Genomic DNA, 26,690 nt, shown 5'->3' on the forward strand with positions numbered 1-26,690 from the left:
GGGGGGGGGGGGGGTGGGTCGGGGAGTGGGGGGGAGGGTTTGTCGCTGTGTCGGGAGGGGTGGGGGGGGGGGGGCCGGGGCGGGTCGGGGGGCCCCCCCGGCCCGCCCCGCCGCGTGCCACACTGCGGAGATGCCGTCCCCCACGCAGCGCGTCCTGGCCCGGGTGCCGGCGAGGCTGCGGCCGTTCCTGGTGCGGCACCGCCGGCTGGTGAAGTTCCTGACGGTCGGCAGCGGCTGCTTCGTCCTCACCACGGTGATCGACGTCGAGCTCAAGTTCACCGTCCTGGAGCACCAGCCGGTGGTCGCCCTGACGGTGGCGACGGTGATCGCCACCGTCGTCTCCTACGTGCTCAACCGCCGCTGGGCCTTCCGGACGGACGGGCGCCGGCCGGAGGCCCTGCTGTTCTTCCTGGTCAGCGTGGTGGCGATCGGGGTCAACGACATTCCGCTGGCGCTCTCCCGGTACGCCCTCGACCTGCGCGAGCCGTACGTCGACCCGTTCCAGCAGGAGGTCGCCGACTTCCTCAGCGGGATGGTGGTCGGCACCTTCGTCGCCATGCTGTTCCGCTTCTGGGCGATGCGGCGCTGGGTCTTCACCAGCCCCGCCGCCCGGACGCACGCGGAGCCGGAACCCGGTTACGCTGCACCCGAGATGCCACGGGATGTACCGGAAAGACCGTGAGGTGAGGGTTATGCGCGGGGAGCCGGACGGCGTCCGGACCGGGCCCGCCAGCCAGCAGGGGATGCGCCGGGCCAACCTGGCCCTGGTGCTCGGCCTGATCGCGCGCGGCCCCCGCTCGCGCGCCGAGGTGGCCGCCGGAACCGGGCTGACCAGGGCCGCGGTCTCCTCGCTCGCCGAACAGCTGATCTCGGCCGGCCTGGTCGTCGAGGAGGGCCCGGCCGCCCCCAGCGGCAAGGTCGGCCGCCCCGGCACCGCGCTCGGCCTCAACCCGCTCGGGCCCGGCGGCCTCGGCGCCGAGATCGGGGTCCGCCACCTCGGCGTCTGCGTGGTCGACCTGCGCGGCGAGGTCCGGGCCTGGCGGCGCGAGGAGAGCGCCAACCACGGCCGGGAACCCGCCGCCGTGATGGCCGACCTGGCCCGGCTGGTGCGCTCGGCCGTCGCCGAGTCCGGCCTGCGCCCGGCCGGGCTGACCCTGGCCGTGCCCGGGCTGGTCGGCAGCGGCGGGGTGCTCCAGCGGGCCGCCAACCTCGGCTGGCAGGACGTCCCGCTGGCCGCCGAACTGCGCCCGGCGCTGCGCCTGGTCGGCGACGGCCTGGCCGAACTGCCGGTCGACGCGGACAACGAGGCCAACCTCGGCGGCCTGGCCGAACGCTGGCTGGGCGAGGGCCCGGAGGACTTCCTGTACGTCTCCGCCGAGGCCGGCGTCGGTGCCGCCGTGGTGGTCGGCGGCCGGCTGCTGCGCGGGTCGCGCGGCTACGCGGGCGAGCTGGGCCACATGCCCGTCCACCCGGAGGGGCGGCGCTGCGCCTGCGGCTCGCACGGCTGCCTGGAGCAGTACGCGGGAGAGGCGGCGGTGCTGCGGGCGGCGGGGCTGGCCGGGGTGCCCGGCGACTGGGTGGCGCTGCTCGCCGAACGCGCCGGCGCCGGGGACGAGCCGGTCCGGACGGCGCTGGCCGGGGCGGGGGCCGCGCTCGGCATCGCCGCCGCCGGGGCGGTCAACCTGCTGGACCCGGCCGAGGTGGTGCTGGGCGGCGGCTACGCCCGGCTGGCGCCCTGGCTGGTGCCGGCGATGCGGCACGAGCTGGCGGCCCGGGTGACGGTTCGGCCCTGGGCGGAGGACCGGCTCACGGTCTCCCGGCTCGGCCGGCGCGGGCCGCTGCTGGGGGCGGCGGTGGGCGTGGTGCGCGCGATCGTCGCCGACCCGGGGCCGCTCGCGGGCGGCTGAGCCGACCGGCCCCCGAACAGGAGCGGGCCCCCGGAGCGGGAACGGGCCCCCGACCACAGTGGTCGGGGGCCCGTTGCCGTTCGGAGGCGGTGTGTCGGGGCTCAGGCCGCTGCGGGGGCCTCGGCGTCGAGCTCGCGCCCGGCCTCGCGCGGGGTGCGCAGGACGGCCAGGAAGGCGACGGCGACGCCGACCAGCGCCCAGACCACCAGGACCAGGATCGGCATGCCCAGGTTGGTGGAGCCGAAGTAGGCGATCGACTTGGTGGCGCTGGTGCCGGCGCCGTTCGGGATCAGCGAGCCGATCGCCCGCCAGAACGGCGGCATCATCGGGGCCGGGTAGACGCCGCCGGCGCTCGGGTTGCCGAGCACCACGAAGACCAGCACCGCGAGGCCGATGCCGATGATGCCGAACAGGCACTGCAGGGCCATGGTGAAGGCGCCGACGGTGAACACCACCAGGGCGCCGAGGGCGGTCAGCGACAGGATCGAGCCGGGCATCGCGTCCAGCACCGGCCCGGCGATGATCGTGCCGCCGAGCCCGGCGCCGACCGAGTACAGCGCGAGGACGCCGAGGCGGATCAGCAGGCGGTGGACGTTGGCCGGCTTGGAGCCGGCGCTGATGCCGAGGATGGAGGCGACCAGGTAGCCGCCGACGCACCAGCCGATGACCAGGTAGAAGCCGGTGAGGCCGTTGGTGTCGCCCTTGGCCAGCGGCACGACGTCCTCGACCTTGACGGTGCGGCCCTGGGACTTGTCCAGCGCGGTGGTGATGCTCTCGGCGGCCTTGGCGGCCGAGGTGCCGCGGGCGCCGGCGGTCAGCAGGGTGTCCTGGGTGCCGTTCGGGTCCACGACCAGCGCGGCGTAGATCTTCTGGTCCTTGATCTGCTGGGTGGCCGTCTCGGTGTCCGGCGCGGTGACCGGCTTGACCGCCTCGTCCGGCACCGACTCCAGGGCCTGGACCAGCTTGGGCGTGACCTGCGGCGGGGCGACCACCGCGATCGAGAGCTTGTGCGGCGTCGGGTGGTGCAGCGCCCCGACGTACGAGGTGATGAACCCGAGCTGCAGCAGCAGCACGCCGATCACCAGCAGTGCCGCACGCGGTGTGACCGCGCCCTTCAGTTCGGCGACGAATCCCTGCCCCGGGGCGGTCATCCACATCTCCTTGCGTATCGGCGGAAAACGGATACTTAATACCATGAACTAACTTGCTCGTCCTATCTCCCGCGCCGGTTCTCGGCCACTGCCGCTGGGCGGCGCCGGCGCCGCGGCGGACGAGGAGTGCCTGGTGGTGACGGGGCGTCGGGTCGGGGCGAGGGCCCGGCGGGCCGCGCCGAAGTGGCGGAACTCTCACGCCGGACGGGGCTTTGCTTGGGCTTGAAGAAGGTTGCCTTACTCAACTATCAGTCGTATGGTTGCTTAAGGCAACGAATTTCCCTGCCCGTGTACCCCGCACGCCGCGCCCTGCGCCCCGCCCCGTAGCCGTCCGCCTCGCCGAAGGACCCAGATGACCGTGACCACCCAGGCCTCGACCGGCGCCGCAGCCGCCGTCGACGACCGTCCGATGACCCACCGGCAGGTGATGGAGGCACTGTCCGGCCTGCTGCTCGGCCTGTTCGTGGCCGTGCTCTCGTCGACCGTCGTCTCCAACGCCCTGCCGCACATCCTCACCGACCTGCACGGCGGCCAGTCCGCCTACACCTGGGTGATCACCGCGGCCCTGCTCACGCTGACCGCCTCCACCCCGATCTGGGGCAAGCTCTCCGACCTGGCCAGCAAGAAGCTGCTGCTCCAGATAGCCCTGCTGATCTACATCGCCACCTCCGCGCTGGCCGGCCTCTCGCAGAACACCGGCGAGCTGATCGCCTGCCGCGCCCTCCAGGGCATCGGCGCCGGCGGCGTCGTCGCGCTCGGCCAGATCTGCCTGGCCGCGATGGTCCCGCCGCGCGAGCGCGGCCGGTACAGCGGCTACTTCGGCGCGGTGTTCGCCCTCGCCACCATCGGCGGCCCGCTGATCGGCGGCGTCATCGTCGACACCTCCTGGCTCGGCTGGCGCTGGTGCTTCTACGTCGGCATCCCGTTCGCGCTGGCCGCGATCCTGGTGGTGCAGCGCACCCTCAAGCTGCCGGTGGTCAAGCGCCCGGCGAAGATCGACTACCTGGGCGCGCTGGTCATCACCGGCGCCGTCAGCCTGCTGATGATCTGGATCACGCTGGCCGGCACCGACTACCCGTGGCTGTCCTGGCAGACCGCGGCCATGGTCGGCGGCGGCGTGCTGCTGGCCGCGCTGGCCGTGGTGGTCGAGCGCCGCGCCGCCGAGCCGATCATCCCGCCGTCGCTGTTCAAGTACCGCACCGTCACCCTGGCCGCGATCGCCAGCGTGCTGGTCGGCGTCGGGATGTACGGCGCGACCACCTTCCTCAGCCAGTACTTCCAGCTGGCCCGGGACAAGTCCCCGACGACGGCCGGCCTGATGACGCTGCCGATGATCATCGGCCTGGCGGTCTCCTCCGCGGTGGCCGGCCGGCTGATCACCAAGTACGGCAGGTGGAAGGCCTACCTGGTCGCCGGCACCGCGCTGCTCGCGATCGGCTTCGGCCTGCTCGGCACCGCCCGGGTCGACACGAACTACGGGCTGCTCTCCCTCTACATGGCGCTCACCGGCATCGGCCTCGGCCTGACCAGCCAGAACCTGGTGCTCGCGGTGCAGAACACGGTGCCCCGGCACGAGCTCGGCGCGGCCAGCTCCGTCGTCACCTTCTTCCGCACCATGGGCGGCGCGATGGGCGTCTCCGCGCTGGGCGCGCTGATGTCCAACAAGGTCGGCCACTACCTGGCCGAGAACCTCGCCGCGGCGCACATCCCGGCCGGGGCCGCGGCCTCCGGCGGCGGCATCCCGGACCTGGCGAAGCTGCCGGCCCCGATCCTGCCGCTGGTCACCGACGCGTTCGGCCACGGCGTCGGCACGGTCTTCCTGTGGGCCGCGCCCTTCGCGGCGCTGTCCTTCGTCACCGTGCTGTTCATCCGGGAGACCGCGCTGCGGACCACCCAGGAGAGCTGACCGGGGCGGGGAAGCGCGCAGGCACGAACGCCGACGGGCCGGGGAGAGTTCGACTCTCCCCGGCCCGTCGGCGTCGCTCGGTGCCGTGGTGCCTTACGGCGCGGCACCGAGCCGCGATGCCTTACGGCGCGGCGATCAGCACCAGGCCGTAGACCACGGCGCAGGCGCAGAGCGCGAAACAGGCGTACGCGCCGGCCAGCAGGGCGGGCTTGCCGCCGCCGGCCGCCTGACCGCCCGCCTCGCGGGAGCTCAGCGCGGCCTCCCGGCGGGACAGCGCCAGGATGCCGAGGGCGAAGACGGCGACCACGGCGACGGTGACGCCGAAGCTGATGCCGGCGGTCTGGGCCAGGGCGTTCCACTTGATGTGCATGGGAGTGCTCCTCGGTCTGCGGCGCTCAGGCCGCGACCGTGGTCGAGGCGGGGGTGGGGGCGGCGGTGGCCGGGGTGGCGGCGACCTCGACGGGGGTGACCTCGACCGGGGTGACCTCGGGGACGTCGTTGACGTTGTCCGCGCCGACCGGCTGGCGGCGGGAGATGACCCACATGGTGGCCGAACCGGCCACCAGCACGGCGCCGACCAGGGCGACGCCCCAGGCGCCCTGGCGGGCCAGTACGGCCGCTCCGCCGGCGACCAGGCCGGCGGCCGGCAGGGTCAGGCCCCAGGTGTAGACCATGCGGCGGACCAGGCTCCAGCGCAGCTCCGGCTTCGGGCCGCCGAGGCCGGCGCCCATGATGCCGCCGGTGCAGACCTGGGTGGTGGAGAGGCCGAAGCCCATGTGCGAGGAGGTCAGGATGACGGTGGAGACGGCCGACTCGGAGGCGAAGCCCTGCAGCGGCTTGATGTCCGCCAGGCCCTTGCCCATCGAGCGGATGATCCGCCAGCCGCCCATGTAGGTGCCGAGCGCGATCGCGGCGCCCGCCGAGACGATCACCCAGGTGGGGGGCAGCGCGCCGTGCGGCAGGGCGCCGACCGAGACCAGGGTCAGGGTGATGATGCCCATCGTCTTCTGGGCGTCGTTGGTGCCGTGCGCCAGCGAGATCAGCGAGGAGGAGAAGATCTGGCCGGTCTTGAAGCCCTTGTCGGTGGCGGCGCCGTTGCCCCTGCGGGTGATCGCGTAGGCCAGCTTGGTGGCGCCCCAGGAGGCGAGGCCGGCGACCAGGGGGGAGGCGACCGCCGGGATGATGATCTTGGTGATCACGGTGTCGAAGTTGACGCCGTTCATGCCGACGCCGACGATCGTGGCGCCGATCAGGCCGCCGTACAGGGCGTGCGAGGAACTGGACGGCAGACCGCGCAGCCAGGTCAGCAGGTTCCAGAGGATCGCGCCGGCCAGGGCGGCGAAGATCACCTCGGGGTGGATGCCGGCCTTCTCGTTGACGATGCCACCGGAGATGGTGGTGGCGACCTTCACCGACAGGAACGCGCCTGCGAAGTTGAGCAGGGCCGCGATGGTGACCGCGACCTTCGGACGGAGGGCCCCGGTCGCGATCGCGGTGGCGGACGCGTTGGCGGTGTCGTGGAACCCGTTGGTGAAGTCGAAGGCGAGCGCCGTGATGATCACAACGGCTACCAGGAACGAGATGTGTTCCATACCCAAACAATCGTCGTAGTTGTCGCACGGACGTTGATGACCTCGCGACCGTAGGTCCGTTGGGTAAACGGAAGGTGAACTGAGCCGGGAATCGTGGTTCCGCCGGTGACCCACCGGTGTCCGGGAGCTTTCGGAGGGGTGTCCTGGGCCGCGCTGAGCTGGGCATTGGCGGAGAACGTCCTGTTTCGCCCCCGTTTGCTGAGACCTGTCTCACAGCTGCCGCGCGGATCAACGGGTCGGCGGATCAACAGTTCAATCGAGAATTAACCTCCCGGTCCGCGTGCGCTCTGTTTCCGACGAGTAACCCGTGGGAGGATCTGCGGGATCGTTCCCGGGGGAGCCCGCGGGCGGCGCACCGGCAGGACAGGGCAAGGGCGGGGAGGACCACCCATGGGCGGGGCTGCACAGCGCACGGAGACAACAGGAGTACGCCCCTGGGTGCGGGCGGCCCTGCGGTGCGGAGCCGTCCTCGCGGCCGCCGCGCTGGCGCTGCCGGTCGCCACCCAGGCCGCCTACGCGGCACCCGACCCGGGCGCCGGCGCCGCCGTCGCCCCCGGAGCCGACCCGCTCGCCGCGGCCAAGGCCACCCTCGGCCCGCTGCTCGACCAGCTGCACGGGCTCTACCAGAGCGCCGAGGCCGCCACCGAGCAGTACAACGGCGCGGTCGCCAAGGTCGCCGAGCAGCAGACCACGCTCACCGACCTCCAGGGCAGGCTCGACAAGCAGCAGAAGCAGGTCGACGCCGGGACGGACATCGCCTCCCAGCTCGCCGCCGCCCAGTACCGCAACGGCGCCTCCTCCGCCTACGCCGAGCTGCTGCTCTCCAAGGACCCGTACGAGGCCGTCACCATCGCCGAACTGCTCGCCGCGGCCAGCCGCTCGCAGTCCGAGTTCCTGGACAAGCTCAAGGCCGACCGGGACGCGCTCGACGGCTTGAAGAAGCAGACCGAGGAAGCCCTCAAGACCTCGCAGGCGCTGGTCGTCCAGCAGGACGCCGCCAAGGCCAAGGTCACGGCCGACCTCGCCTCGGTCGAACAGCTGGTCTCCTCGCTCACCGGCGCCCAGCGCACCGAACTCGAACAGCTGGAGAAGGCCAAGGCCGACGAGGCCCAGCTCGCCTTCCTCGCCTCCGGCGCCCTCGGCAAGGGCGAGCGCACCCCCTCGCTGGCCGGCCGCGGCGCCGTCGCCTTCGCACTCGCCCAGCTCGGCAAGCCGTACCTGTGGGGCGGCACCGGCCCGGACTCCTACGACTGCTCCGGCCTCACCTCGCAGGCCTGGCTGCACGCGGGGAAGGCGATCCCGCGCACCAGCCAGGAGCAGTGGGCGCAGCTGCAGCACGTCCCGCTGAACCAGCTGCGGCCCGGCGACCTGGTGGTCTACTTCCAGGACGCCTCGCACGTCGCGATGTACATCGGCGGCGGGCTGATCGTCCAGGCGCCGCGGCCCGGCGCGTTCATCAAGGTCTCGCCGATCGGCTCGATGGCGATCCTCGGCGCCGTCCGCCCCGACCCGGACGGCACGGCCGACGACGCCGGCGGCGCCTGGAAGGTGCCGGACCTGCCCAAGGGCTGGGACACCGTCACCCCGATCGCGCCCAGCCCGGTCGACCGGACCCCGGCCCCGCCGGCCACCGGCGGCACCCCGGCCACGCCCACCCCGGGCGGCACCGGCACGCCGACCGGGACGCCGTCCGGCACCGGCACGCCGACGACGCCGACCGGCCCGGGCACGCCGACCGGTACGCCCACCGGGACCCCGACCCAGACGCCGACGGGCACGCCGACCCAGACGCCGAGCGACAAGCCCACCCAGACGCCGACGGGCACCCCGACCGGCACGCCGTCCGGCACCGGGACGCCGTCGGGCACCGGCACCCCGAGCGGCACCGGCTCGGCGAGCGCCCCCGTGCCGGGCAGCCCCACGGCCACGCTGCCGCTCGGCGGCCTGCTGCACTGATCGCGTTCGGCTCCGGCGCCGCGTTCGGCTCCGGCGCCGCGTTCGGCTCCGGTGCCGCGTACGGCTTCGGCGCCGCGTACGGCTCCGGCACGAGGAGGCCGCCCCGCGTCCCAGGACGCCGGGCGGCCTCCGTGCCGTTCGGGGGAGCCGTTACCCGGCCGCGCCGGTGTCGGGCTCGAAGCGGATCACCACGGCCTTGGAGGTCGGGGTGTTGCTGATGTCGGCCGTGGAGTCGAGCGGCACCAGCACGTTGGTCTCCGGGTAGTAGGCCGCCGCGCCGCCGCGGGCGACGGGGTAGTGGACGACCCGGAAGTGCGGGGCGCGGCGCTCGGTGCCGTCCGTCCACTCGCTGACCAGGTCGACGTACCGGCCCTCGGTGAGGTCGAGTTCGGCGGCGTCCGCCGGGTTGACCAGGACGACGCGGCGGCCGCCCTTGATCCCGCGGTAGCGGTCGTCCAGGCCGTAGATCGTGGTGTTGTACTGGTCGTGCGAGCGCAGGGTCTGCAGCAGCAGCCGGCCCGGCGGGACCTCGGGGGCGGTCAGCGGGTTGACCGTGAAGTTGGCCTTCCCGGTGGCGGTGGGGAAGGTGCGGGTGTCGCGGGGGCCGTGCGGGAGGGTGAAGCCGCCGGGGCGGCGGACCTTCTCGTTGAAGTCCTCGAAGCCCGGCACCACCCGGGCGATCCGGTCGCGCAGGGTGTCGTAGTCGGTCGCGAAGTCCTCCCACGGCACGGTGTCCCGCGGGCCGAGGACGGTGCGGGCGAGGCGGCAGACGATCGCCGTCTCGGAGAGCAGCCCCGGCGCGGGCGGGCGCAGGCCGCCGCGCGAGGAGTGGACCTGGCCCATCGAGTCCTCGACGCTGACGAACTGGGCGCCGGCGGCGGTGACGTCCCGGTCGGTGCGGCCCAGGGTGGGCAGGATCAGGGCCCGGGCGCCGGTGACCACGTGCGAGCGGTTGAGCTTGGTGGAGACGTGGACGGTCAGCCGGCAGCGGCGCATCGCGGCCTCGGTGACCTCGGTGTCCGGGGTCGCGGCGACGAAGTTGCCGCCCATCGCGAAGAACACCTTGACCCTGCCGTCGCGCATCGCCCGGATGGTGTCCACCGAGTCGAGGCCGTGGGCGCGCGGCGGCTCGAAGCCGAACTCGTTCTCCAGCGCGTCCAGGAAGGCCTTGGCGGGCCGCTCGAAGATGCCCATGGTGCGGTCGCCCTGGACGTTGCTGTGCCCGCGCACCGGGCAGACCCCGGCGCCGGGGCGGCCCACGTTGCCGCGCAGCAGCAGGAAGTTGACCACCTCGCGGATGGTCGGCACCGCGTGCTTGTGCTGGGTGAGGCCCATCGCCCAGCAGACGATGATCTTCTTCGAGGCCAGCACCAGCCGGCCGAGCTCCTCGATCTGCTCCCAGGGCAGGCCGGTCGCCGCGAGCACCTCCTCGCGGTCCGTCTTCCGGGCCTGCTCCTCGAACTCCTCGAAGCCGTGGCAGTGTTCGGCGACGAAGGCGCGGTCGACGCCGTCCGCCTCCAGGATCATCCGGTTGAGCGCGCGGAACAGCGCCAGGTCGCCGCCGAGGCGGATCTGCAGGAAGAGGTCGGTCAGCTTGGTGCCGTGGCCGAGCAGGCCGCGGGCGTTCTGCGGGTTCTTGAACCGCTCCAGGCCCGCCTCCGGCAGCGGGTTGACGCTCACCACGGTGGCACCGGCCCGCTTGGCGCGCTCCAGCGCGGAGAGCATCCGGGGGTGGTTGGTGCCCGGGTTCTGGCCGGCCACGATGATCAGGTCGGCCTGGTAGAGGTCCTTGAGGCTGACGCTGCCCTTGCCGACGCCGAGCGTCTCGGTGAGCGCCGAACCGGACGACTCGTGGCACATGTTGGAGCAGTCCGGCAGGTTGTTGGTGCCGAACCGGCGGGCGAACAGCTGGTACGCGAAGGCGGCCTCGTTGCTCGTGCGGCCGGAGGTGTAGAAGGCGGCGCCGTCGGGGGTGTCCAGGGCGCGCAGCTCCTCGGCGATCAGCGCGAAGGCGTCGTCCCAGGAGACCGGGGTGTAGTGGGTGGCGCCCTCGTCCAGCAGCATCGGCTGGGTGAGCCGGCCCTGCTGGCCCAGCCAGTAGCCGGAGCGTTCGGCCAGGTCGGCGACCGGGTGGGCGGCGAAGAACTCGGCCCGGATCCGGCGCTCGGTGGCCTCCTCGGCGACGGCCTTGGCGCCGTTCTCGCAGAACTCGGCGGTGTGGGTCTTGCCGGGCTCCGGCCAGGCGCAACCGGGGCAGTCGAAGCCGTCCGGCTGGTTGACCTTGAGCAGGGTGGCGAGGGTGCGCCGGGCGCCCATCTGCTCGGCGGCCATCCGCAGGCTGTGACCGACGGCGGGCAGGCCGGCGGCCGCGTGCTGGGGCGCGGACACCTCGGGGGCGTCCTGCACCGGGTCGCTCTGCGGGGCCTGCTTGGCCATGACTGCGCTCCTCGGGGCTGTACGGGTCCGAGCCATCGCACCGTTGCGGGCTCTCCGCTCATCCTTCCACCTGGGCCGTCGGGTGGGGAGGCCCGTCAGGTGGGGAGGGCTGTCGGCCGTCGGTAGAGTCTGGGCGTCACAACGGGTGGGGGAGGGGCGCGTGCGAGTCGGGGACGTTCTGGACGGCCGGTACGAGCTGCGGGAGAAGCTCGGCCAGGGCGGTTTCGGAGTGGTCTGGCGGGCCCAGGACACCCGGATGCAGCGGCCGGTGGCCGTCAAGGTCATCGGGCACCACGGCGGCGACCAGGCGAAGGCCGCACTGCGCTTCGTCCGGGAGGCCTGCGCGGCCGGGAACCTCTCGCACCCGCACATTGTCACCGTGCACGACCTGGGGCAGAGCGAGGCCGACGACCAGCAGGTCACCTTCCTGGTGATGGAGCTGCTCACCGGCCGCACCCTGACCGAGGTGCTCCGGGCCGGACTGCCCGAGCCCGCGCTCAGCCTGCGCTGGGGGCGGGAGATCTGTGGGGCCCTGGCGGCCGCCCACGACGCGGGCATGGTGCACCGGGACATCAAGCCGGACAACGTCATGATCACCGACGCCGGGCACCTCAAGGTGCTGGACTTCGGCATCGCCCAGCTGGACACCGGCGCCGGCGGGCTGACCACCACCGGGACGATCGTCGGCAGCCCCGCCTACATGGCGCCGGAGCGGTGGACCGGCGGCCGGGTGGACGGGCGGGCGGACCTCTACGCGCTGGGCTGCGTCCTGGTCGAACTCTTCACCGGGGCACGGCCGTTCGGCGGGGACTCGACGCCGGTGCTGATGTACCAGCACCTCAACGAGCCGCCCCCGGCGCTCGATCCGGCCCAGTTCGGGCTGCCGCCCCAGGTGGCCGGGCTGGTCGCGGAGCTGCTGGCGAAGGACCCGGCGGAGCGGCCGGCCGACGCCCGTACGGTCGAGCGGCGGCTCGCCGAGCTGGCCGGGTGGCCGGTCGACGGGGTGGCGGCGGGGGCGGACCGGGCGGTTCCGGTCGCTCCGGTGGCTCCTGCTGTGCCCGCTGCTCCGGTTGTTCCGCCAGCGCCGGTCGCGCCGCCCGCGCCGCCCGCGCCGCCTCCGGCGCCGCCCGTCGCACCGCTCGCGCCGCCCGTGCCTTCGGCGCCGCCCGCGGCTCCTGCGGCGCCCTCCGTGCTGTCCCCGCTGACCACCCCGCCGGTGGTCGCGGCCCCCGCGTCCGGGGACGCCGTCCGGGCCGGGCTGCGCGAGCGCCGTGCGGCCGCGTACCGGGCCGCGACGGCGGGCGAGTCGGCGATCCTGCTGCAGGCGGTCGCCCAGGAGAGCGTCACCGCGCTCGGCGCGAGCGACCGGGACACCCTGGGAGCCTGGCGGGACTTCACCTGGTACCTCAGCCGGACCGGGGACCTGGACGGCGCGATCCGGCTGCTCTCCAGCGTGGTGGCCGACATGCGCTCCGCGCTCGGCCCGACCGACCCGGACACCCTCGGCGCCCGCTACCACCTCGCCTGGTGCATCGGCGAGAGCGGCTCGGCGGTCACCGCGATCCGGCTGCTGCGCGAACTCCTGCCGGACCTGGCCGCGGCCTGGGGCCCGCAGGACAGCCGGGTCCTCAAGGCCCGGCACGACCTCGCCGTCCACCAGGCCAACCGCGGCGACCTCCAGGGCGCGGTGGTGCAGTTGCACGCGCTGCTGCCCGAGCTGGCCCGGGCGCTGGGCGACCACCACCCGAACACCGTCCAGGCCTGGCAGGACCTGGCCGGCTACCAGCAGCGGCTGGCCCAGTCCGGCCGCAAGGGCGGCCACCACCGCCGCCGGGCGCCGCGGATGAGCCCGATCGAGGCCCTGGTGCTGGTCCGCCGGCTGCGGGTGTGGGACTTCGCCACCGACCAGGAGGCGGCCGCCTGCGTCGGCGCGCTGGAGCGGGGCATCGGCCTCAAGGGCGTCGCCGACGTGGTGTTCGAGGCGCCGGACCACGTCTCGGACGAGGACGTGGTGGAGGAGATCTTCGGCCCGTGAGGGCGGGGCGCGCCGCTGCCCGGGCCGCTCGCTAGAGTCGGTGGGTACACAGCCGATTGGGGGGAGGGCAGGTGCGGGTCGGTGACGTCCTCGACGACCGGTACGAGCTCCGGGAGAAGCTCGGCCAGGGTGGATTCGGGGTGGTCTGGCGGGCCCAGGACACCCGGGTCGGGCGGCCGGTGGCGGTCAAGGTCATCCGGCACGACGACGGCGACCAGGCGAAGGCCGCGCTGCGGTTCGCCCGGGAGGCCTCGGCGGCGGGCAACCTGTCGCACCCGCACATCGTCACCGTGCACGACCTCGGCCACAGCGAGGCCGACGACCAGCAGGTCACCTACCTGGTGATGGAGTTGCTCACCGGCCGCACCCTGACCCAGGTGATCCGGGAGGGCCGGCCGGATCCGCAGGTGGGTCTGCGCTGGGCCCGGCAGATCTGCGAGGCGCTGGCGGCCGCGCACGACGCGGGGATGGTGCACCGGGACGTCAAGCCGGACAATGTGATGATCACCGAGGACGGCCTGGCCAAGGTGCTGGACTTCGGTATCGCCCAACTGGACGTCGGGGCGAGCGGGTTGACCACCGTCGGCACGGTGATCGGCAGTCCGCCGTACATGGCGCCGGAGCGGTGGACCGGCGGCCGGGTGGACGGCCGGGCGGACCTCTACGCGCTGGGCTGCGTCCTGGTCGAACTCTTCACTGGGAAGCGGCTGTTCACCGGGGACTCGACGCCGGTGCTGATGTACCAGCACCTCAACGAGCCGCCCCCGGCGGTGGACCCGGTGAAGTACGGTCTGCCGCGCCAACTCCCCGACCTGTTGGTCCAGTTGCTGGCGAAGGAGCCGGCGGACCGGCCGGCCGACGCCCGGACGGTCGCCCAGCGCTTCGCGGACCTGGCGGAGGGCCGGGAGCTGCCGCCGACGGCGACACCGGTCGACCGGGTCGGGCCGGACGCGGCTGCTGCGGAACCGGCGGCCCCGGAGCCGACGGGCCTGGAGCCGACGAGCCCGAAGCCGACGAGCCCCGAACCGGCCGCCCCGAAAGCGGAGTTGGCGAAGCGGCCCGCACCCGTCCGGCGGCGCGCCCCGGCCCGGCAGCCGAAGCTCCGGCCGGTGGGCCGGCCCGCGCTGCTGTACCCGGCGCCCCGGCCGGTCGGCCGCCCCGTCGAACCGCCCGGGCCGGTCGAGGACGCGGTGGCCGTCCGGGCCCGGCTGGCGGCGACCGTGGGGGCCGTGCAGGACGAGCGGCCCGCGGCGGCCGTGCACCGGCTCCGGCCGGTGGTCGAGGCGGCCGTGCGCTCGCTCGGCGGGACCGACCCGGAGGTCGTCGCCGCCCGGCGGGACCTCGCCCGGCACCTCGACCGGGACCGCCGCCCGGCGCAGGCCGTCGGGCTGCTGGAGGACCTGCTGGCGGACCTCCAGCCCGTCCTCGGGCAGCTCGATCCGCAGGTGCTGGAGGTGCGGTACGACCTGGCCGGGATGGTCCGCAGGAGCGGCCACCCGGCCACCGCCGTCCGCCTGTTGACCGCGCTGCTGCCCGCGCTGCGGAGCGCCCGGGGCCCGCGCGGCCCGCTCGTCCTCCAGGCCGGGGTCGACCTCGCGGCGTGCTCCGCCCAGCTGGGCGACTTCCCGGCCGCCGCGGCCCGCCTGGAGGAGCTGCTGCCCCAGCTGGTCGAGGCCTTCGGCCCGGCCCATCGGCGCTGTGTGCAGGCCGGGGCCGACCTGGCGGAGTACCGGAAGCGGGCCCGGTTCCACCGCGCGCCGCACCGGGCCGTCCGCGCCTGGCGGGTGCGGATCGACCGTGACCAGGCGCTGCGGCTGGTCCGGTGGATCCGGACCGCCGGGGAGCCCGTCCCGGAGCTGTCCCGCGAGCTGGAGCGCGGGACGGGCGTCAAGGGCCTCGCGGAGCGGGTGGCCTCGGCGCCGCCCTTCGTCTCGGACGAGGACCTGCTGGTTGAGGTCTTCGGGCCGTGACGCCCCGCCCCCGGCCTCACCCCACCAGGGCCGCCGCCGGGAGTGCGGCCAGGGCGCGGAGCAGGGCCCGGGCGGCGGCGTCGTTCTGGCGGAAGGCCGGGGCGTTGGTGCGGGGCCGGGCGAAGGCGGCGGCCGCCCGGAGGCTGGTGTGCGGGCCGAGTGCGGTGCGGCGCGGGTGCGGGGCGCCGCCCAGGGCCGGGTCGATCAGCCGGCTGTCGGCGGGGTCGATGGTGACCAGCCCGGAGCGGTGGGTGTGCTCCGCGTCGCTCACCACCTCCTCCGCCACCCGTCCGGCGCGGTGCAGCGAGTCCAGCACCGGGTCGAGGGTGCGGGCCAGCGCGTGCTTGGGCAGGTACGCCTCGACCAGCGCGGTGACGGTGACGGCGTGGCCGGGCACGGTGCTGCCGGAGGCCCGCCAGGTGCCGGTGGCCTCGTCCCGCTCGATCCGTACGCCCGCGCCGAGGAAGCGCACCACCCCGGCCTCGGAGAGCGCGAGCAGCTGGCGCAGCCGGAAGCCGGGCGGGCCGGAGGCGAGGAAGCTGAAATAGCCGAAGAACCACTCGTCGACGTCCTCGGCGACCGAGCGGGCGGTGAGCCGGCCGGAGGCGAGGATCCGCGGGAGCTGGCCGAACAGCGACAGCAGGGCGAGGAAGGCGCCCAGGTCGGCGCTGTGGGACGGGTCGGCGCGGCGGTCGGCGTCGGCGGTGACGTAGTCGCGCAGGTGGGCCTGGAGCTCCTCGGCGGAGCCGAGTTCGAGCCCGGCCAGCGGGTGGTCGAGCCGTTCGAAGTCGATCCGGTCGGCCGGGTCGGGGACGGCCTCGGCGACGAGTGCGGCCAGTTCGGGGGAGTACCAGTCGTGCCGGTCGTACCGGGCGAGGAACTCGGGCCAGGGCAGCGCGGTGCGCTCCGGGTGGGCGTGGAACAGCTCGTGGTAGTGCCCGAAGCCGACCTCCTTGGCCATCGCCGGCCAGACGTCGCGGCGCAGCCGCAGCGGCCGGCCGGTGGCGAGCAGGGCGTCCACGGCGGCCGCGTCGAAGTACCGGGGGAGCGGGGCGGGCGGTCCCTGGAGCCGGTAGTCGGTCTTGGAGTGGTAGGGCACGCCGCGCCGGGAGCCCAGGTGCAGCACCGGTTCGCGGCCGGACGGGAGGTAGCGCAGGGCGGGCCCCTCGCCGGTGGGTTCGAAGCGGCCGCCGCGCCCCTCGGTGAGCATCGCGACCAGGTCGACGGAGGCCAGGCCGAAGCCGCGCAGCGCCACCTGCTCGCCGGGGGCGATCCGGGCCAACTCGGCCTCGACGTCGGCGGAGTAGGCGGGCGGGAGGTGGAAGCGGCCGTGCCGGGCGGCGAAGGCGGCGTCGGCGGCGTACCGGGGGTGCGGGGCGGAGTCGAGGTGGCCGAGGGTGAGGGCGACGTGGTCGGCGGTGAGGGTGGTGCCGTCCAGGTGGACGGTCTGCGGGCCGTCGGCCGGTCCGTCGATCCGCCGTACCGTGCCCCGGTGGACGGTGACCGTGACGTGGGCCGGCAGGTCGGCGACGGCGCGGCGGAACACCCAGTCCAGGTAGGCGCTCTGGGCGCGCCGGGTGGGGAAGTCGGTGGGCGCCAGGGTGGCCAGCTCGGCCCGTACGGCCGGGTCGGTGACCTCCCGGTAGGGCGCGAACTCCCTCTGCTGCAGGGCCCATTCGGCCAGTGAGGGGCCGGGGCGGACCGGGCCCTCGATGGTGGAGCGCTCGTCGGTGAACATGGTGACGTCCTCGGCCATCGAGTTCATCCGCAGCAGCGGGGACTGGTCGCGGCGCCAGATCCGGCCCGCGCCGGGCGGGTACGGGTCGACCAGGTGGATCTCCAACGGCCGGTCGGCGGGGAGGAGTTCGGCGGCGTTGGCGGCGATCCGCTCCAGCAGTCCGGTGCCGCGCGGCCCGGCGCCGACGATCACGAGCGTCGTCGTCATGCCCGGACCACCCGGGCGAGGGCGGCGCGGGCGCGCTGCAGCGGGGTGGGCGGCAGGCCGTCCCGGGTGGCGCCCCTGGCGAAGTGGCGTTCGACGTAGTACTGGAGGAGCGACAGCACGGTGGTGACCACCAGGTACCAGAGGGTGGCGACCATCAGCATCGGGATGACCTGGTAGGACTGCAGATAGACCAGTTGCACCGAGTAGAGCAGGTCGGAGACGGCCAGCACGCTGACGATGCTGGTGCCCTTGAGCGCCCCGATCAGCATGTTCCCGGCGCTCGGCACGATCGCGCGCATCGCCTGCGGCACCACGATCCGGCGCAGCACCCGCCACCGGCCGAGCCCGAGCGCGGCGGCCGCCTCCAGCTGGCCGCGGTCGACGGAGAGGATGCCGCCGCGGATCACCTCGGCGGCGTACGCGCTCTCCAGCAGGGTGAGGCCGATGACGGCGGTCAGGGTCGGGCCGATCAGGTTGACGGTCCTGACCGTGACGAACTCGGGGCCGAAGGGGATGCCGAGGCCGAGGGTCGGGTAGAGCGCGCCGATGTTGAAGAAGAACAGCAGCTGCACCAGCGGCGGGGTGGAGCGGAAGATCCAGATGTAGCCCCAACTGAGCGTGCGCAGTACCGGGTTGGTGGACAGCCGCATGGTGGCCAGGACGGTGCCGAGGACGAAGCCGAGGGCGAGGGTGACGGCGGTCAGCCACAGGGTGAGGGTCAGGCCGTCGAGGACGGACCGGGCGGTGAACCACTCGGCGACCACGCCCCACTGGAAGGCCTTGTTGCGGACCACCGAGCCGACCGCCATCGCGGCCAGCAGCAGGGCGGCGGCCGCGGCGATCCACTGCCCGGGCCTGCGGCGGGCGACGATCCGGGCCTCGGGGGGTGCCGGCGGGCTCTCGGTGAGGGCGGGCGCGGCGGCGGGTGCGGGCAGGACGTCCTGCGGGGTGGCCATGGCGGCGGCTCCTGGGCGGAGTGCGGGCGGGGAGAGGTACGGGTGTGATCACGTACGGGCCCTCGCGCACCGGCCCGCGTCCCTCAACGCGGCCGGCGCAACGCACTGCACTCCACCTCGATCGTACGCATGCGCGATCGACGGCTGTCAAGGGTGATCGGGGAGCGGTAGGGGCGCGGTCGGGGCCGCTCGGGGGCGGCGGGAGAGGCGACAGGAGATCGCAACAGTGCGGCAATGATGCACGGTTGACGTACCGCTCGGCCGACTGCTCAACTTGAAGCCATGTACGCCGAGCTGCCCCTGGTCACCCGCGACCACATCGACTTCGGTCGGGTGTGGTCCGCGGCGTGTCGCGGCTGACCCGGCAGCGGGCCGCCCGTCCGGCCCTGAATCCCTTCGGGGAGACCTCCCTCGGTGTGCCCCGTCGCGGGCCGGGAACCATGGTCCGTCACGCTAGTTGACGGGCCGTCAGGCGCACGCTGCCGCCTCGCCCTCCACCGCCCTCGTTCTGCGCTCCGGCAGTTCCGCTCGCATCCGCCGTCCTCCCGCGTCCCTCCTCCCGCGTCCGCACGCCCGCACGCCCGTACGCCTGTACGCCTGTACGCCCGCGTCACCGCTCCACCGCCCCGTGCCCGACGGCCGCGCCCCGCCGCGGCCGCCTCCGGCCTGCCCACCCGCAGCCCACCGGAGTCAGCCCACCCGAAAGGTTCCGCCATGCCCGTCGAATTCCTCGGCATCGCCGCCACCGGCGACGGTTCGGAGACCAACCCGCGCACCACCGCCGCCTTCGACCGCGACTACACCCTGCGGCTGGCCCGGGCGCACGAGGACCACGGCTGGGACCGGGTGCTCTTCGCGTACGGCTCCGGCTCCCCGGAGCCCGCGGCCGCGGCGGCCTTCCTCGCCTCGCACCTCGACCGGCTGCAGATCCTGCTCGCCCACCGGCCGAACGTCTCCTACCCGACCTTCGCCGCCAAGACCTTCGCGACCCTCGACCAGATCAGCGAGGGCCGGCTGACCGTCCACTTCATCACCGGCGGTACCGACCACGAGCAGCAGCGCGAGGGCGACTTCCTCACCAAGGACCAGCGCTACGAGCGCACCCGCGAGTACATCGGCATCGTGAAGAAGGCCTGGACCAGCCGGGAGCCCTTCGACCACGAGGGCCCGCACTACCGCTTCAACGACTTCGTCTCCGACGTCTTCCCGGTCCAGCAGCCGCGCCCGGCGGTCTCCTTCGGCGGCTCCTCGGACGCCGCCTACGCGGCCGGCGGGGCCGAGGCCGACATCTACTGCCTGTGGGGCGAGCCGCTGGCCCGCACCGCCGAGCAGATCGAGCGGGTACGGGAGGCGGCCCGGGCCGCCGGGCGGACCGACCTGCCGCGGATCCAGGTGGCGTTCCGGCCGATCATCGCGCCCACCGAGGAACTGGCCTGGGAGAAGGCGCACCGCACGGTGGCCGCCATCCGGGCCCGCCGGGAGAGCGGGGAGCCGGTGACCAGGCGCCGCCCGGTCGGCGGGGCCCCGGAGAACACCGGATCGCAGCGCCTGATCGAGATCGCCGAGGCCGGCGAGCGCTACGACCGCGCGCTGTGGACCCCGACCGCCGCGGCCACCGGCGGGGCCGGCAACTCCAACGCGCTGGTCGGCACCCCGGAGACGGTCGCCCAGGCGCTGCTGGACTACTACGACCTGGGCGTGGACATCCTCTCCGCCCGCGGCTACGACCTGCTGGACGACGCGATCGACTTCGGCCGGTACGTGATCCCGATCGTCCGCGAGGAGGTCGCCAAGCGCGACGCGGCCAAGGCCGAGGCGGCGGCCCGCGCCGAGCGGGACCGGCACCAGCTGATCGCGGTGCAGGCGTGAGCCCGGTCCCCGGGTGGGAGTTCCGCCGGGTCGCCCTGGCGGACCCGCTGGTCGAGCCGCTGCTGCGCGAGCTCACCCACGAGTACGTCACCCGCTACGGCCCCGAGGCCCACCAGGAGATGACCCGCTACCCGGACGACGCCTTCGCCGAGCCGCACGGAGTGCTGCTGCTCCTGCTGGAGGACGGCGAGCCGGTGGCCGGCGGCGCGTACAAGCGGTACGACGAGCGGACCGCCGAGGTGAAGCGGATGTGGACCCACTCCGCGCACCGCCGCCGGGGCCTGGCCCGCCGGGTGCTCGCCGAGCTGGAGCGGACCGCCGCGGCCGCCGGCTACCGGCGGATCTACCTCACCACCGGCCCGCGCCAGCCCGAGGCCAAGGGCCTCTACCTGGCCGCCGGCTACACCCCGCTGTTCGACGTCGGCGCCGACCCCCTGACCATCGGCCCGCTCCCGTTCGAGAAGCCCCTGCCGATCCCTGCCCCCTCGGCCCCTGCCCTGTCGACGCTGGTCCCGACCCACTGAAAGGCCCCCCGTGAGAACCACCACCGTCCGCCGCCTCCTCCTCGCGACCACCGCGCTGCTGCCGGTCCTGGCACTGGCCGCCTGCGGCTCGGACCCGAAGATCGCGGGCGCGGCCGGGGCGGGCGGACCGGCCGCCACCGCCACCGAGGACGTCGTCTCCGGCCTCGGCAAGTCGGAGGCCGCCGCCGCGCTGCTGCCCGAGGAGGTGCGCAAGTCCGGTGTGGTGAAGTTCGGTTCGTCCTTCGGCGCCCCGCCCAGCGCCTACTACGCCGACCAGACCACCAAGAAGCCGGTCGGGGTCGACGTGGACTTCACCGACGCCGTCGCCAAGGTCCTCGGCCTGACCGTCCAGCGCCAGGACGCCGCCTTCGAGACCATCCTGCCCGCCCTGGACAGCGGCAAGTTCGACGTCGGCACCGGCAACTTCGGGGTCACCACCGCCCGCCTGAAGACCATCGACTTCGTCACCTACATCGACGACGGCCAGGGCTTCGCGGTGAAGAAGGACAACACGTCCGTCCAGCCGGTCACCGACCTGGCCCAGCTCTGCGGACTGACCATCGGCACCGGCGCCGGCACCACCTTCGAGACCACGCTCAACAGCAAGAAGAACGTCTGCACCGACGCCGGGAAGAAGCCGTACGAGGTGAAGGCGTTCAGCGAGGGCGGCGCCCTGCTGACCGGCCTCCAGCAGGGCCGGGTGGACGTCGAGATGTCCACCATCAACGGACTGCGCCACCAGGCCGCGCAGGAGGCCGCCGGGGTGCGCTTCCTCAACGAGTTCCACCGCCTGGACGTCGGCTTCGCCTTCAAGAAGGGCTCCCCGCTCACCCCGGCCTTCCAGGCGGCGGTCAACCAGCTGATCAAGGACGGGACGTACGAGCGGATCCTCCGGAAGTGGGGGCTCACCGACTCGGCGATCAAGGAGTCGCAGATCAGTCCGCCCGAACACCCGTGACCGCAGGGCCTGTCGAAGGAGTCCTCCGATGACCACCAGTACCCCGGCACCGCCGTCCCCGCCGAGACCCGCCCCTGCCCCCGCCCCCGCCCCCGGCCTCGACGCCGCCGAGCTGGCCGGCCTGCGGACCGTCCCCGCCCGGCACCCGTGGCGCTGGGCGGCCGGGGCGGCCGCCCTCGTCGTCCTGCTCCAGTTCCTGCACGGCCTGGCCACCAACCCCGGCTGGGACTGGGCCACCTTCCGGCTCTACTTCACCGCCGACACCATCCTCCAGGCGATCGGCCGCACCCTCGAACTCACCGCCTACGGCACGGTGCTGGGCTTCGCGCTCGGCGCGGTGGTGGCCGGGATGCGGCTGTCCCGCAGCGCGGTGCTGCGGACCATCGCCTGGGCGTACGTCTGGGTGTTCCGCTCGATCCCGCTGATCGTCCAGCTGGTGTTCTGGTTCAACCTCTCCTACCTCTACAAGCGGTTCGGCTTCGGCATCCCGTTCGGCCCGACCTTCGGCGAGTTCGAGACGGTCGGGGTGCTGGGCGCGCTCGGCGCCGCGGTGCTCGGGCTCGGGCTGCACCAGGCCGCGTTCGCCGCCGAGATCATCCGCGGCGGCATCATCGCGGTGGAGGCCGGCCAGCGCGAGGCCGCCGCCGCGCTCGGCATCCCGCGCTGGCGGCAGGCCTGGCGGATCGTGCTGCCGCAGGCCATGCGGGGCATCCTGCCGGCCGCCGCCAACGAGGTGATCTCGCTGCTCAAGGGCACCTCGGTGGTCTATGTGATGGCCATCGGCGAGCTCTTCTACCAGGCCCAGGTGATCTACGGCCGGACCGGCCGGGTGGTGCCGCTGCTGATGGTGGCCACGGTCTGGTACGTGGTGCTGACCACGGTGCTGTCGATCGGCCAGTACTACGTCGAGCGCTACTTCGCCCGCGGCTCCCGGCGCACTCCGCCGCCCGGCCCGCTGCACCGCCTGCGGACGCTGCTGCGCAGCCTGCCCGTCCGCACCGACGCCCGCGCCGACGTCCGCGCCGGTGCGCGCACCGCCGCCCGTACTGACGCCCGCACCGCCGTTCGCACCCCCGGAGGAACCCCGTGACCACGCTGACCAAGGCCGACCCGACCCCTCCGGCCGACCGGGCCGACGGCGCCGGGGCCGCCCCGATGGTGCAGGTCCGCGGCCTGCACAAGAGCTTCGGCCGGCTGGAGGTGCTGCGCGGGGTCGACCTGGACGTCCCGGCCGGCTCGGTCACCGTGGTGCTCGGCCCGTCCGGCTCCGGCAAGTCCACCCTGCTGCGGGCGATCAACCACCTGGAGAAGCTGGACCGCGGCCACGTCGCCATCGACGGCGAGCTGATCGGCTACCGCCGCTCCGGCGACCGGCTGTACGAGCTCAAGGAGCGCGAGGTGCTGCGCCAGCGCACCGGCATCGGCTTCGTGTTCCAGAACTTCAACCTGTTCCCGCACCTGACGGTGCTGGAGAACCTGGTCGAGGCGCCGATCGCCGCCCTGGGCCGCCCGCGGGCCGAGGCCAGGACGGCGGCGCTGGCGCTGCTGGAGCGGGTCGGCCTGGCCGACAAGGCCGCCGCCTACCCCCGGCAGCTGTCCGGCGGCCAGCAGCAGCGGGTGGCGATCGCCCGGGCGCTGGCCCTGGAGCCCAAGGTGCTGCTGTTCGACGAGCCGACCTCGGCGCTCGACCCCGAACTGGTCGGCGAGGTGCTGGACGTCATCAAGGACCTCGCCCGCAGCGGCACCACGATGATCGTGGTCACCCACGAGATCGGCTTCGCCCGCGAGGTCGCCGACACCGTGGTCTTCATGGACGGCGGCGTGGTGGTCGAGCAGGGCCCGCCCGCCGAGGTCCTGGACCGTCCGCGGCAGGAGCGCACCCGGGCCTTCCTGGCCAAGGTGCTGTAGCACCCCGCCCGAATCTCCCCGAACCGAACCCCCTTCACCTGAGCAGGAGTTCCGCCATGTCCCTACCCCGTCGCGCCCTCGTGACCGCCGCCGGCTCGCTCGCCGCCGCCCTCGTCCTGGCCGGCTGCGGCAGCGGCGCGAACGGCGCCTCGGCGGAACTCGCCCCGGCCAAGGGCAGCACGGCGCCGAACGGCACCGTGGTGAACCTGTCGCCGCAGCAGAACCGGGTCTCGACGGCCAAGGTCGACGCGATCGCGGCACTCGTCCCGGAGGAGATCCGGAAGAGAGGCACCTTGAAGGTCGTCGACTCGATCGGCACCACCCCGCCGCTGGACTTCTACGCCAACGACGACAAGACGATCATCGGCATCGAGCCGGACATCGCCTCGCTGATCGGCGACGTGCTCGGCCTCAAGGTCGAGTTCAACCCGGTCTCCTGGGAGAACATCTTCGTCGGCCTGGACAGTGGCAAGTACGACGCCGGCCTGTCCAACATCACCGTCACCGAGGAGCGCAAGGAGAAGTACGACTTCGCCACCTACCGGCTGGACGTCCTCGGCTTCGAGACCAAGAAGGGCAGCGGGATCAAGGTCACCGGCGCCAAGGACCTGGCCGGCCGGTCCGTCGGCGTCGCCACCGGCACCAACCAGGAGAAGCTGCTGCTCTCCTGGAGCGAGGAGAACGTCCGCAACGGCCTCAAGCCGATCGACATCAAGTACTTCTCCGGCACCGAGTACTACCTGGCGCTCTCCTCCGGCCGGATCGACGTCTACACCGGCCCCAACCCCAGCCTGGCCTTCCACGCCGTGCAGACCGGCGAGACCGAGGTGGTCGGCACCTACTCGGGCGGCGGCGCGGACGTCCTCGGCAAGATCGCGGCCACCACCCACAAGGACAACGGCCTGGTCAAGGCGCTCAACGGCGCCATCAACGAGCTGATCAGGAACGGGACGTACGGGCAGGTGCTCAAGCGCTGGGGCCTGGAGAACGAGGCCGTCCAGACCTCCGAGATCAACCCGCTGGGCCTTCCGAAGCCCAAGGCATGAGCCTCCGTCGTTCACCCGTTCGTCCCCGACCGCCGCTATGGTGACCCCTCCGACGGCGAACGCCGGTCGGGCGGGGGCACGTTGGGGGAGGGCATGCGCAAGGGTGAGGTGCTCGGCGGCCGCTTCCGGCTGGAGGAGTGGCTGGGCAAGGGCGGCTTCGGCGAGGTCTGGCGGGCGACCGACACCGTGCTGGACCGGCCGGTCGCGGTCAAGCTGCTGCTGGCCGAGCACGCGGCCGACCGGGAGGCCGTCGGCCGGTTCGTCCGCGAGGCCAAGCTGGCCGGGAACCTGTCCCATCCGCACATCGTCACGGTGCACGACTACGGCCGGGCCACCGGTGCCGAGGGGGAGCTCCACTACCTGGTGATGGAGCTGGTCCGGGGCCGCCCACTGTCCGCGGTGCTCAAGGACGGCCTGCCGGAGCACGGACTCGCGCTGGCCTGGATGACCCAGGTCTGCGAGGCGCTCGACGTCGCGCACCGCAGCGGGGTGATCCACCGGGACATCAAGCCGGAGAACGTCATGATCCAGGACGGCGGGGGCCGGGCCAAGGTGCTGGACTTCGGCATCGCCCGGCTGCTCACCCAGTCGGTCGGGCTCACCTCCACCGGCAGCGTGGTCGGCACCGTCCCGTACCTGGCGCCCGAGTGCTGGTCCGGCGGCACCGTGGACGGCCGGGCCGACCTCTACGCCTTCGGCGTGATGCTGTACGAGGTCAGCACCGGCCGCCGGCCGTTCCGCGCCGACTCGCCGTACGAGTACATGCGCAAGCACATGGACGAGACCCCGCCCCGGCTGCGCGGCACGGACCCGGCGCTGGCCGAGCTGGTCGCCCGGCTGCTCGCCAAGCGGCCCGCGGACCGGCCCGCCGACGCCGCCGAGGTGCTGGAGCTGCTGCGCGCGGTCCGGCCCGGGCTGCAGGGGCCGGGGCCCAGCCCGGAGCAGCTGCGCCGCCGGGCCGACCAGGCCTGGCAGCACGGCGCCGAGGGCCGGCCCGGGGACGCGGTGGACATGCTGCTCCAGCTCGTCCCCGACTTCGCCCGGACCTGCGGCCCGGCCGACCCGCGCACTCTGCGCACCTGCCACGACCTGGCCCTCTGGCTGGCCCGGGACGGCGGCCGGGCCGCCGCCGTCGCCCTGCTGGAGGCGCTGGCCGAGCAGCCCGGCACCGCCCCGGAGGCCCGGGCCGACCTGCGCCGCGACCTCGCGCACTGGCGGCGGGAGGCCGAGCGGCTCGGCCCGGGCCAGGGGCCCTCGCTAGACCTGCGGGTGCTGCTCGGCGGCGGCGCGCAGCGCGGCTGAGGCGCCGGCGGCGATCGGGTCGCCGTGCCCGAAGACGGCGGTCTCCACCGGTAGCGCGGCGAGCCGGTGGAAGGAGGCGAGGGCCAGTCCCGGGTCGGTGTGGAACACCCCCGGCCGGGTCTGCCCCTGGACGTTGGACACCACGTCCGTCCGGTGGATCCGACCTCCCGGTCCGGTGGATCCGGCGGCCCGGGAGGTCTGTCAACCGTACGGGCCACCTATTCGGGCCCCCGTGGCTTCGTGCGATTTGATGGGAATCCGCCCATCGGGACGGTCTGGTCCACCGGCCCGGCCCGTTGATATACCTCGTTGCCAGACTCGGGAGCGGTGTCCGCGCCGCCCCGGTGAGCTGCGACGAAAGGCTGGTGACGGATCGATGAAGCTCCTCCGCGTCGGACCCCCGGGCGCCGAGCGCCCGGTCGTACTGGGCCAGGACGGCACCGCGTACGACCTCTCCGGACGGGCCCGCGACCTCGACGGGGCCTTCCTCGCCGGGCTGGACACCGCCGAGCTGGCCCGGGAGGTGGCCGCCGGCGCGTTGCCGGTGGTGGACCTGGCCGGCCAGCGGGTGGGCGCGCCGGTGGCCCGGCCGGGCAAGGTGGTCGGCATCGGGCTCAACTACCGTGACCACGCGGCCGAGGCCGGGGCGGCGATCCCGGAGGAGCCGGTGATCTTCCTCAAGCCGAGCTCCACCGTGGTCGGCCCCTACGACGAGGTGCTGGTGCCGCGCGGCGGTGAGAAGACCGACTACGAGGCCGAGCTGGCGATCGTGATCGGCCGCACCGCCCGCTACCTGGACTCGCACGCCGAGGCCGCCGCCGTGATCGCCGGCTACACGATCGCCAACGACGTCACCGAGCGGGCCTTCCAGTTCGAGCGCGGCGGCCAGTGGGACAAGGGCAAGTCGGCGGAGACCTTCACCCCGCTCGGGCCCTGGCTGGTCACCGCGGACGAGGTGGCCGACCCGCAGGCCCTGACGCTGCGGCTCTGGGTCAACGGCGAGCGGCGGCAGCACGGCAGCACCGCGGAGATGATCTTCCCGGTGCTGGAACTCGTGCGCTACGCCAGCCAGTTCATGGTGCTGGAGCCCGGCGACGTGATGGTCACCGGCACCCCGGCCGGGGTCACCCTGGGCCACCCGGGCAAGCCGTTCCTGGCCCCCGGGGACGTCGTCGAGATCGAGATCGACGGCCTCGGCCGGCAGCGCCAGGTGCTCGGCAAGGCCTGAG

At 73.9% G+C, this 26,690-nt stretch carries 21 protein-coding genes; 14 read left to right on the top strand and 7 right to left on the bottom strand.

The window, feature by feature from the left end:
• The first annotated feature begins 130 nt into the window (after positions 1–130).
• Both ACZ4W5_RS03615 and ACZ4W5_RS03620 read left to right on the top strand, forming a co-directional pair.
• The gene (locus ACZ4W5_RS03615; protein WP_360233507.1) at positions 131–682 is read left to right on the top strand and encodes a GtrA family protein; all 552 of its coding nucleotides are present in this window, start codon (positions 131–133) and stop codon (positions 680–682) included.
• Between the two features lie 10 nt (positions 683–692).
• Positions 693–1,907: an ROK family transcriptional regulator gene (locus ACZ4W5_RS03620; RefSeq protein ID WP_465652537.1), complete on the top strand. Its 1,215-nt coding sequence runs from the start codon at positions 693–695 to the stop codon at positions 1,905–1,907.
• A gap of 101 nt (positions 1,908–2,008) precedes the next feature.
• On the opposite strand, the gene ACZ4W5_RS03625 is transcribed toward ACZ4W5_RS03620, so the two are convergent.
• The gene (locus ACZ4W5_RS03625; protein WP_360233513.1) at positions 2,009–3,058 is read right to left on the bottom strand and encodes an ABC transporter permease; all 1,050 of its coding nucleotides are present in this window, start codon (positions 3,056–3,058) and stop codon (positions 2,009–2,011) included.
• 409 nt (positions 3,059–3,467) lie between these two features.
• On the opposite strand from ACZ4W5_RS03625, the gene ACZ4W5_RS03630 reads away from it, so the two are divergent.
• Positions 3,468–4,964, top strand: coding sequence for an MDR family MFS transporter (locus ACZ4W5_RS03630; RefSeq protein WP_465652608.1), 1,497 nt, complete (start codon positions 3,468–3,470; stop codon positions 4,962–4,964).
• A 121-nt stretch (positions 4,965–5,085) separates the two neighbouring features.
• Here the strand turns inward: ACZ4W5_RS03630 and ACZ4W5_RS03635 are convergent, their stop codons facing one another.
• Positions 5,086–5,334 (bottom strand): hypothetical protein, encoded by a 249-nt coding sequence (locus ACZ4W5_RS03635; RefSeq protein ID WP_360233519.1) that lies wholly within the window; start codon positions 5,332–5,334, stop codon positions 5,086–5,088.
• 25 nt (positions 5,335–5,359) lie between these two features.
• The gene (locus ACZ4W5_RS03640) at positions 5,360–6,556 is read right to left on the bottom strand and encodes an inorganic phosphate transporter (protein WP_360233522.1); all 1,197 of its coding nucleotides are present in this window, start codon (positions 6,554–6,556) and stop codon (positions 5,360–5,362) included.
• 438 nt (positions 6,557–6,994) lie between these two features.
• Here ACZ4W5_RS03640 and ACZ4W5_RS03645 point away from each other — a divergent pair, with 438 nt between their 5' ends.
• On the top strand, positions 6,995–8,512 hold the full coding sequence (locus ACZ4W5_RS03645) for an NlpC/P60 family protein (protein WP_360233525.1): 1,518 nt from the start codon (positions 6,995–6,997) through the stop codon (positions 8,510–8,512).
• A 150-nt stretch (positions 8,513–8,662) separates the two neighbouring features.
• Here the strand turns inward: ACZ4W5_RS03645 and ACZ4W5_RS03650 are convergent, their stop codons facing one another.
• Positions 8,663–10,948, bottom strand: coding sequence for an FdhF/YdeP family oxidoreductase (locus ACZ4W5_RS03650; protein ID WP_465652541.1), 2,286 nt, complete (start codon positions 10,946–10,948; stop codon positions 8,663–8,665).
• A 160-nt stretch (positions 10,949–11,108) separates the two neighbouring features.
• Here ACZ4W5_RS03650 and ACZ4W5_RS03655 point away from each other — a divergent pair, with 160 nt between their 5' ends.
• Complete coding sequence (locus ACZ4W5_RS03655) at positions 11,109–12,983, top strand: serine/threonine-protein kinase (protein WP_465652543.1); 1,875 nt, start codon at positions 11,109–11,111, stop codon at positions 12,981–12,983.
• 71 nt (positions 12,984–13,054) lie between these two features.
• Positions 13,055–14,953, top strand: a complete 1,899-nt coding sequence (locus ACZ4W5_RS03660) for a serine/threonine-protein kinase (protein WP_465652545.1) — start codon at positions 13,055–13,057, stop codon at positions 14,951–14,953.
• Between the two features lie 16 nt (positions 14,954–14,969).
• Here the strand turns inward: ACZ4W5_RS03660 and ACZ4W5_RS03665 are convergent, their stop codons facing one another.
• Together ACZ4W5_RS03665 and ACZ4W5_RS03670 are read right to left on the bottom strand one after the other, a co-directional pair.
• Complete coding sequence (locus ACZ4W5_RS03665; protein ID WP_465652547.1) at positions 14,970–16,898, bottom strand: FAD/NAD(P)-binding protein; 1,929 nt, start codon at positions 16,896–16,898, stop codon at positions 14,970–14,972.
• The gene (locus ACZ4W5_RS03670; RefSeq protein ID WP_465652549.1) at positions 16,895–17,854 is read right to left on the bottom strand and encodes an amino acid ABC transporter permease; all 960 of its coding nucleotides are present in this window, start codon (positions 17,852–17,854) and stop codon (positions 16,895–16,897) included. The genes ACZ4W5_RS03665 and ACZ4W5_RS03670 overlap by 4 nt, the downstream gene beginning before the upstream one ends.
• Before the next feature lie 714 nt (positions 17,855–18,568).
• Between ACZ4W5_RS03670 and ACZ4W5_RS03675 the strand changes: the two genes are divergently transcribed.
• From ACZ4W5_RS03675 to ACZ4W5_RS03705, 7 genes are all read left to right on the top strand, one after another.
• Positions 18,569–19,723: an LLM class flavin-dependent oxidoreductase gene (locus ACZ4W5_RS03675; RefSeq protein WP_465652551.1), complete on the top strand. Its 1,155-nt coding sequence runs from the start codon at positions 18,569–18,571 to the stop codon at positions 19,721–19,723.
• Positions 19,720–20,247 carry a GNAT family N-acetyltransferase gene (locus ACZ4W5_RS03680; protein WP_465652553.1) on the top strand — a complete coding sequence of 176 codons (528 nt, stop codon included), beginning with the start codon at positions 19,720–19,722 and terminating at the stop codon, positions 20,245–20,247. Before ACZ4W5_RS03675 ends, ACZ4W5_RS03680 begins: the two co-directional genes overlap by 4 nt.
• A gap of 10 nt (positions 20,248–20,257) precedes the next feature.
• Positions 20,258–21,205: an ABC transporter substrate-binding protein gene (locus tag ACZ4W5_RS03685; RefSeq protein ID WP_465652555.1), complete on the top strand. Its 948-nt coding sequence runs from the start codon at positions 20,258–20,260 to the stop codon at positions 21,203–21,205.
• 28 nt (positions 21,206–21,233) lie between these two features.
• The gene (locus ACZ4W5_RS03690) at positions 21,234–22,295 is read left to right on the top strand and encodes an amino acid ABC transporter permease (protein ID WP_465652557.1); all 1,062 of its coding nucleotides are present in this window, start codon (positions 21,234–21,236) and stop codon (positions 22,293–22,295) included.
• A gap of 65 nt (positions 22,296–22,360) precedes the next feature.
• Positions 22,361–23,113: an amino acid ABC transporter ATP-binding protein gene (locus tag ACZ4W5_RS03695; RefSeq protein ID WP_465652610.1), complete on the top strand. Its 753-nt coding sequence runs from the start codon at positions 22,361–22,363 to the stop codon at positions 23,111–23,113.
• A gap of 56 nt (positions 23,114–23,169) precedes the next feature.
• Complete coding sequence (locus ACZ4W5_RS03700; RefSeq protein WP_465652559.1) at positions 23,170–24,159, top strand: ABC transporter substrate-binding protein; 990 nt, start codon at positions 23,170–23,172, stop codon at positions 24,157–24,159.
• Positions 24,160–24,252: 93 nt separating this feature from the next.
• On the top strand, positions 24,253–25,461 hold the full coding sequence (locus ACZ4W5_RS03705; protein WP_465652561.1) for a serine/threonine-protein kinase: 1,209 nt from the start codon (positions 24,253–24,255) through the stop codon (positions 25,459–25,461).
• Here the strand turns inward: ACZ4W5_RS03705 and ACZ4W5_RS03710 are convergent.
• Positions 25,417–25,602 (bottom strand): hypothetical protein, encoded by a 186-nt coding sequence (locus tag ACZ4W5_RS03710; protein WP_465652563.1) that lies wholly within the window; start codon positions 25,600–25,602, stop codon positions 25,417–25,419. The two genes, ACZ4W5_RS03705 and ACZ4W5_RS03710, sit on opposite strands and share 45 nt — an antisense overlap.
• Positions 25,603–25,837: 235 nt before the next feature.
• Here ACZ4W5_RS03710 and ACZ4W5_RS03715 point away from each other — a divergent pair, with 235 nt between their 5' ends.
• A complete protein-coding gene (locus ACZ4W5_RS03715; RefSeq protein WP_465652565.1) occupies positions 25,838–26,689 on the top strand; it encodes a fumarylacetoacetate hydrolase family protein in 852 nt (283 codons plus the stop codon).
• Position 26,690: the final 1 nt, after the last annotated feature.

The organism is Kitasatospora sp. NPDC029367 (genome assembly GCF_055569135.1).